Origin of the sequence: Daejeonella sp. (assembly GCF_049655485.1) — a bacterium.
Taxonomy (GTDB): domain Bacteria; phylum Bacteroidota; class Bacteroidia; order Sphingobacteriales; family Sphingobacteriaceae; genus Daejeonella.
The window spans coordinates 1-7,249 of sequence record NZ_JBASJU010000425.1; the positions used below are offsets into that span (position 1 = coordinate 1).

The window sequence follows — 7,249 nt, forward strand, 5'->3', positions numbered from 1 at the left end:
GATCCTCCCTGCAAGCCTTCAATCTATTTACCATTGGTTAATCCGGATTTCAAGAGATAAAATATGACACAGTACACTCCTATTTGCATCACCAAAAGGTAAAATGAGCTGTTTAACAGCGCTCCGCTGTATGTTCCAAATGCATCCTGCAGGTAATAGATAATTCCTGCTACAAAAGCAACTTTAAAGGCTTTTAGTCGGCAAGCGTTAATAAATTCATCTTCGATTTTCTCTTTTGACAAAATAAAAGCCGAAAGACCCAGAAGCATGAACGTTTAAGCAATTTGCCGTCTGGACTCCGTTTCCTCCCAGCCTTGCTGGTTAAGAAAGCCCATCACAATGGGGATAATTAATGCCAGGGCAAAAGTTCCCGCTCCAATTAATTTAAATGAGTTTGGTAATAGGTTTGATTTCATAAATGTAAAGTTTACTATACGTCAAATATACTTTACATATTGGGATAAACAAATTTTTGTTAATATTTATCATCATTGATATATTGTCATTAGAACCATAAATTTCTGTTGAAACGAGTTGCAAGAAACAAGTAACAAAAGAGGTTAGTTGCCGTACAACCAAACTTTTATGAAGCTATTCAGTTAAAACAGGAACGGAACTCTACATATTTACTCATAGTTAAATGCCAAATAATGGACGCGTCAAGTCTCAAAAAAATTTATGAAGCTTCACCCAGCGCCAGTCTTGTCCTTTTACCGGATTTCCCTCGATATACTATCGTAAATACCAATTGGGCTTATTGCCAGGCAACAAATTCGCGCACTTGCGACCTCATTAATAAAGGCCTGTTTGAAGCATTCCCTGATAATCCAAATGATCCGGAAGCTGATGGGGTAGAAAAACTAAGAGCATCACTTGAATTAGTTGTGGCTACTAAGGCCTCCCACAAAATGGATACTCAAAAATATGATATCCCTGTTCCCGGGACCAAAGGTTTCGAAGTCAAATATTGGAGTCCTGAGAATACCCCGGTTTTGAATTACCTCGGCGAGGTTGCATTTATAATTCATACTGTAGTAGACATCACTGAGAAAATTCAGGCCGAAGAGCAGCGCAAAAAAGCCGAAAATTTAATAAGGGTAAGTGAAGCAAAATACCGTGCTTTTTTCGAGAATAGCATGGATGGTATCTTACTTACAGTTACTGATGGACAGATTCTTGCGGCAAATCCGGCCGCCTGCGAAATCTTTAAAATGACGGAAAAAGAGATTTGTGATGCAGGCCGTTTCGGAATTGTGGATATGAAAGATCCGCGTTTAAAACAGCTCCTGGAAGAGCGCAGACTTAAAGGCAAAGCCATCGGAGAAGTTACTCTCGTCCGTAAAGATGGCAGCAAATTTCCGTCAGAACTTTCTTCTTCCGTCTTTGAAGAGACCCCTGGAATGTCTAAGACTTCCATGATCATTCGAGACATAACAGGCCGTAAGGCAGCAGAAAGGGAGATAACCATCACTTCTAAGGAATTGCAAAAGGCTCTGAGTGATTTAAGTAAGATAATGGAGTCTTCGTTGGATGTTATATGTACGATTGATCAAGCTGGCAGGTTTATTAAAGTAAGTGCAGCCGCCGAAAAAATGTGGGGATACCTGCCTCATGAATTAATCGGGAAGCAGTATATAAATTTTGTTAGTGCCGAAGATTATGAATCGACACGTTCAGCCACCGCTGAAATAATGTCGGGGCGGGAAATGACCAATTTTCAGAATTACATCATCCGCAAAGACGGCTCTAAAACACCGAATGTCTGGTCAATGAAATGGAACGATACAGAAAAGATCATGTATTGTGTCGCCAAAGACATCACAGACAAAAAAGGCCTGGAAAAAGCATATGAAGTTGAAAAGCAGCGTTTTCTGGATTTATATTCTCAAGCCCCTTCCTGCATGGGAATTTTGAAAGGCCCGAATCATGTATATGAACTTGCAAATCCTCTCTATCTAAAATTAATCGATAAAAAGGATATCATTGGGAAAACAGTATTAGAGGTTTTGCCGGAACTTCAGGACCAGGGAATCTTTGAACTTTTGGATCGGGTCTACCAGACTGGCGAAACATTTTCGGCGAATGAAATGCTGATGAAATTTGATTTTAACGGTGATGGTATACTGGTTGATACCTACTTGAATTTTATTTACCAGGCACACCGTAATGGTGAAGGGGAAATTGATGGTATACTTTTCTTTGTAGTAGATGTAACTGAACAAGTTTTATCCCGACAAAAAATAGAATTAAGTGAAAAGCGCTTCAAAACATTGATCCAGGAAGGGTCGGATCTGATCAGCATTATAGATAAAGATAAAAATTATAGATACCTCAGCCCTGCCTTCACCACCATCCTGAGAATAGAATATTCAGAATTAATTGGAACCTCACCATTTGGGCGAATCCACAAAGATGATGTCGAAAACGTTGCTAAAACAACCGCGCGTTTACTAACCGAAAAACGTGTACAATATGCTCCATTCAGGTATAGAGTTGGATGTGATGAATACCGTTGGTTAGAAACCATAGCGACTAATCTTCTGGATGACCCGACCATTCAGGGGGTGCTTTTGAATTCCAATGATATCACAGATCAAATGAATTACATCCAGGCAATTGAGGATCAGAATACAAAATTGAAAGAAATTGCCTGGATTCAATCTCATCTGGTCAGGGCGCCGGTAGTCCGCATCTTAGCTTTGATCGACTTATTAAGGGATGATAAAGACGCTGTTGAACAACCTGAAATTTTAAGTTATATTTATGAGTCAACCAGGGAGTTGGATTTGTTAATCAAAGATATCGTCGATAAAGCTCAAAAAATCGATTTATAAGTCAGACTACTATATTGCGGCGGTAGAACGAATACCCATGCACCATGAGGAAGCCCTATTCGCTTTTCTAGAAGAACTGCTTTCGGAAAAAGAATCTTGTTTTCAAGACCTACCACCTGGGCGATTCTATCCTTTTCATCCACTGTCAAAAACCATGAATTTATGTGCTCTTTGGAAACCTATTTTTCAATTGCAATAGTTAAGAGGAAAACCGCTTCTTTTAACGCTAAAACACTATGGGTGACTCCCGTAGGAAGAGTTAGCATTTCACCCTTGCCTAAATTAGATTCTTGTTTTTCAGTCTTAAATTTAATTTCCCCTTCCAGTACCTGAACAGTTATTATCCCCGGAGCTTTATGCGCTTTTTAATTCAGCTTCTGTATGTAAAGCCATAAGAACAATGCGCAAGCCATCACTCTTAAATAGTGTCATTGCATTCCTATCCCCGTTCAGCCAGCCTGATTCTGATTTAATCTGCTCTTGTGACTTATTTAAGTTCAATACAACGAATTCTGTATCTTCTGCAATTCGTTCTGTTACTTTTGATTTTTCGTTCATTTATTTTCCTGGATTTTTAAGATCTCAATATTTTCACGGCTAATCCGTTAATATGTTCATCAATTAAGATTTGGCAGGCAAGTCTTGACCTATCAACAGCTCCAGCTTTTAAAAGTGTAGTTTCTTCATTCCGTTGAAAAGAGTTCAGAACGATTTCTGGCTCTATTTCAACTAAACACGTCCCACACTTGCCCATACCTAAACAATCGCCAAAGTCCTCAGGACTGATTTTATCATAAATCAGCATCATGAGGCTGCGGTATTCGTTAGAATAGGTCTGGATGTGATAAATCTCACCTTCGCAATGTACCTTCAAGCTGATATTTGTTAGGTGGTTTGTCATTCTTCGGCTACTTGGGAATACCTTTTACAGCCTGCATAATAGAAGCTATACTGGCTGCCCGCTTCCTCGCATTTTCAGCAATCAAACCATTAAAGTGCTCGCCAATCGTTTCATCAAAAAGCCCCAGCCACCTGTCAAAATGTTCCTTGCCGATAGGCAGGGGCAAATGTTTCGGCATAGGGTCATCTTTAAAGGTTCTGGTATATAAAAGTACGGTCGACCAAAAGTCAATCATCCTGTTTAAATGAGCTGGCCAGTTATCTTTAATTACATCGTTGAAGATATCTCCAAGTAAATGATCATTTCTTACTTTATCGTAGAATGAGTGAACCAACAAGGCAACATCCTCCTGTGTTAAAATATCTCTCTCATTTGCAATTTTTTCGGCCATCATACAACCACTTTATCAGCACCACCTTTCATACTTTCAAAACGGTTTAAAAACATAGATGCCATTAAACCCGCGCGTTTCTTCGCATCTATAGCCATCTCCCCTTCAAAAAGTTCATCAATTGTTTCGTCGAAAAGCAACACCCAGCGTTCAAAATGTCTTAATTCAAGCGGCAGGGGGGCATGCTTTGCGAATGGGTTTCCCTTGAAACCCGGAACTCCAAACAAGGCTGCGTTCCAGAACATGTACATTTTCTCAAGATGGGGCTGCCAGTCCCTAATAACATTATTAAAAATAGGCCCGATTAGTTCGTCCTTTTGAACTTTAGCGTAAAACGAATCAACAAACAGTACGATATCGCTTAATCCTGTGATGTCTATTTTCATAAATTTATTTAAAAAGGCTTACCGCCGAGCGGGCTTGCCATCCAGAAAACTATACCTATTATTCCTGCTTTCAAAAAAAATGGCTTCTTCATACAATATATTAATACCTTTTTGTCCTTTATAAGTCTAAAATTTTTTATTTCTTTAGTGCAGTAGTTCCCAGAAGTAGTTCCTCATTAAATTTTTCAATGGGTGTATTTTTAAGCATCAGGTAGATCTGATTCCGTATTTCCTTAAACTGATCGTGTAAGGGACAAGGATTTATCTCTGAGCAAAACTTGAGGCCTAAACCACAGCCAGTAAATATTCCATTCCCATCTATAGCATTAACAATATCAGAAATAGGCCTTTTTCGACTAACTTCATCGATATAAAAACCACCATTGGGCCCTTTGGCGGATTGGATAATACCCCTTCTGCTCAAATCCTGAAGAATTTTTGCGAGGAAATACTCGGGAGAGCCGATCCCATCTGCTATTTCTTTGATCCCCACTTTACCCCCATTTTCAGTACGATGCGCCACGAAAAAAACCGCCCGCATAGCATACTCACATGTTTTAGAAAAGAGTCCCATGCGGCAAAGATAATATTTTGCTGCCAATAGAACACTTTTTTATCTTTTATTATTAGAAAACGAACAAAGAACAAGGAACAATTAATAAGGATTGGAGGCCAACTTGAGAATGTTACCACCCTCTGTCTTTGCTCTTTGTTCTTTGCTCTTTACTCCCCCCTGTTTATTTACATTTTTAATATTTTTTGTAAATTGTCCGGAACACTATTTCCTATTGCCATCCGGCAACAAATCTGTAAAAATGGCAATCCCGGCCAAACCGTATAGCTTAATGAATGTAATATAATAACACATACGCCTCAACAAAAACGATAGATTTATGAAGAATCCTCTCAAGAGTCAGAACAAACTGTCCATTTGCACAATAGTCATTGTTTTACTTTTTTCCTCCTGCTCCAGCGATGCTGCTGTAGAACAGCAACAAGATGTAGATACCTTTCCACAGGTAAGTGCCAGCAGCAGTAACTCAAACGCTTCTTCAAATGTGCAGGGCTTGAACTTTATCCCTGCTGCTAAAGCGGTAACTCCCGGCGTTGTACACATCAAAACCACTTATCAGCAGAGTAGAAATGCCACTGGGTACGGTTCGCCCTATGAAGCCAGGCAGGCACCAGGAATGGGTTCCGGCTCAGGGGTTGTTATTAGCACTGACGGCTATATTGCAACGAATAATCATGTGATTGAGAATGCAACTAATATCGAGGTGATATTTCCGAACCGGCGGACATATGCCGCTAAACTTATAGGGCGCGACCCAAGTACCGACCTGGCACTCCTAAAAGTTGATGCTACAGATCTGCCGATGGTGACGCTGGGAAATTCGGATGATCTGGAGGTGGGTGCCTGGGTGCTGGCAGTGGGATATCCTTTTTCTTTAAATACTACCGTTACAGCTGGGATAGTCAGTGCAAAAAGCCGCAGTATCGGAATCATCAATAATAGCCTGGCTGATTCGCCCCAATCTAATTCAGCCATTGAATCTTTTATCCAAACTGATGCGGCTATAAACCCCGGCAATAGCGGCGGTGCACTTGTCGATTTTAATGGGCGACTGGTGGGAATAAATACCGCCATTGCTTCCTTAACGGGAAGCTATGCAGGCTATGCTTTCGCTGTACCGGTAAATCTCGCTAAGAAAATCCTGGATGACCTGAGACAATTTGGAGAAGTAAGACGCGGATTGCTTGGGGTTTCCTTCCCCGCTCCTGCTACTGAAATCGCGTATCTCAAACAACAGGGAATTGATCCGGGTTCTATTAGAGGAGTAATTATCACCGGAATTCAAAAAGGGAGTGCTGCACAGGCTGCCGGTCTAAAGGAAGGCGATATCATCCAAAGTATCGATGGAACAGCATTGTATTCTTCCGCCGAGTTCTCAGAACGTGTTGCACGCCGCCGGCCTGGTGATGAGGTGAAGCTCACTTACCTGCGTGATGGTAAAACTCAAACAACCACTGCCAGGCTTCAGGCTGATACTAAAGAAACCCTGGCCACAAACCAACCCTCAGTGGAAGAGCTAAATAATAAGCTAGGTGCTGTCTTCTCCCCTCTTAGCCCGGCAATAAAAGAAAGACTTAATATAGGTGGTGGTGTTGTTGTTTCGAAAATCCTTATCGGCGGTTTCTTCAACCAGCTTGGAATTCCCCCGGGAAGCATCATCGTATATATTAACGGCCAAACGATAAACCGTACGGAAGATATTTATGAGGCCCTTGTGGCTGCCCAGAATTCACGTGTTCAGGTATTAGGTATCGCACCAGATGGATCGAAAATAGCATTTAATTTTTCGCTGGGTACTTGATGAATTATTTAGCGCAATTCCTTTTAATCAGGATATTAAAGTACAAGACATTAATCTTAGTGTTATCGGTTTTCTTCATTAGCTGCCAAAACACTGGCAAGAAAACTGATGCTGTGTACGGAAGCGATTCTGCACTTACAGAAATTCCAGATTCTTCGATAACTCGAACGGAAACCACAGTTTCCACAAAAGCAGTAATAGCATTAACTGCAAATGCCCTGCAGGTCGTACGAGAGCCATCAGGATCGACCACGGAACTTCCCGTTGGAATGGAAATGGATCAGGTTTTAGATGTTGTTTCAAAGGTATTCGCCACTAAAATCCCTGAACCGCAGTTGAATTCGGAATGTGGCGCAGGACCT

10 protein-coding genes are annotated in these 7,249 nt (G+C 40.9%); 3 read left to right on the top strand and 7 right to left on the bottom strand.

Annotated elements, in window-relative coordinates; translation table 11 throughout:
* Nucleotides 1-23 precede the first annotated feature (23 nt).
* Together WBJ10_RS17140 and WBJ10_RS17145 are read right to left on the bottom strand one after the other, a co-directional pair.
* The gene (locus WBJ10_RS17140; protein ID WP_424292505.1) at nucleotides 24-269 is read right to left on the bottom strand and encodes a hypothetical protein; all 246 of its coding nucleotides are present in this window, start codon (nucleotides 267-269) and stop codon (nucleotides 24-26) included.
* A 6-nt stretch (nucleotides 270-275) separates the two neighbouring features.
* The gene (locus WBJ10_RS17145) at nucleotides 276-416 is read right to left on the bottom strand and encodes a hypothetical protein (protein ID WP_424292506.1); all 141 of its coding nucleotides are present in this window, start codon (nucleotides 414-416) and stop codon (nucleotides 276-278) included.
* Nucleotides 417-650: 234 nt separating this feature from the next.
* Between WBJ10_RS17145 and WBJ10_RS17150 the strand changes: the two genes are divergently transcribed.
* Nucleotides 651-2,834: a PAS domain S-box protein gene (locus tag WBJ10_RS17150; RefSeq protein WP_424292508.1), complete on the top strand. Its 2,184-nt coding sequence runs from the start codon at nucleotides 651-653 to the stop codon at nucleotides 2,832-2,834.
* Between the two features lie 354 nt (nucleotides 2,835-3,188).
* On the opposite strand, the gene WBJ10_RS17155 is transcribed toward WBJ10_RS17150, so the two are convergent.
* The 5 genes from WBJ10_RS17155 to WBJ10_RS17175 all read right to left on the bottom strand — a co-directional run bounded on the left by WBJ10_RS17155 (nucleotide 3,189) and on the right by WBJ10_RS17175 (nucleotide 5,086).
* On the bottom strand, nucleotides 3,189-3,392 hold the full coding sequence (locus WBJ10_RS17155) for a hypothetical protein (RefSeq protein WP_424292510.1): 204 nt from the start codon (nucleotides 3,390-3,392) through the stop codon (nucleotides 3,189-3,191).
* A gap of 16 nt (nucleotides 3,393-3,408) precedes the next feature.
* The gene (locus tag WBJ10_RS17160; protein ID WP_424292512.1) at nucleotides 3,409-3,735 is read right to left on the bottom strand and encodes a 2Fe-2S iron-sulfur cluster-binding protein; all 327 of its coding nucleotides are present in this window, start codon (nucleotides 3,733-3,735) and stop codon (nucleotides 3,409-3,411) included.
* Between the two features lie 7 nt (nucleotides 3,736-3,742).
* On the bottom strand, nucleotides 3,743-4,129 hold the full coding sequence (locus WBJ10_RS17165) for a group III truncated hemoglobin (protein WP_424292514.1): 387 nt from the start codon (nucleotides 4,127-4,129) through the stop codon (nucleotides 3,743-3,745).
* Nucleotides 4,126-4,512 (bottom strand): group III truncated hemoglobin, encoded by a 387-nt coding sequence (locus WBJ10_RS17170; RefSeq protein ID WP_424292516.1) that lies wholly within the window; start codon nucleotides 4,510-4,512, stop codon nucleotides 4,126-4,128. The genes WBJ10_RS17165 and WBJ10_RS17170 overlap by 4 nt, the downstream gene beginning before the upstream one ends.
* Before the next feature lie 136 nt (nucleotides 4,513-4,648).
* Nucleotides 4,649-5,086 (bottom strand): RrF2 family transcriptional regulator, encoded by a 438-nt coding sequence (locus WBJ10_RS17175; protein WP_424292518.1) that lies wholly within the window; start codon nucleotides 5,084-5,086, stop codon nucleotides 4,649-4,651.
* Between the two features lie 319 nt (nucleotides 5,087-5,405).
* Between WBJ10_RS17175 and WBJ10_RS17180 the strand changes: the two genes are divergently transcribed.
* The gene (locus WBJ10_RS17180) at nucleotides 5,406-6,887 is read left to right on the top strand and encodes a trypsin-like peptidase domain-containing protein (protein ID WP_424292520.1); all 1,482 of its coding nucleotides are present in this window, start codon (nucleotides 5,406-5,408) and stop codon (nucleotides 6,885-6,887) included.
* 59 nt (nucleotides 6,888-6,946) lie between these two features.
* Nucleotides 6,947-7,249 (top strand): hypothetical protein (locus tag WBJ10_RS17185; RefSeq protein ID WP_424292522.1); only part of this gene is annotated, 303 nt, incomplete at its 3' end.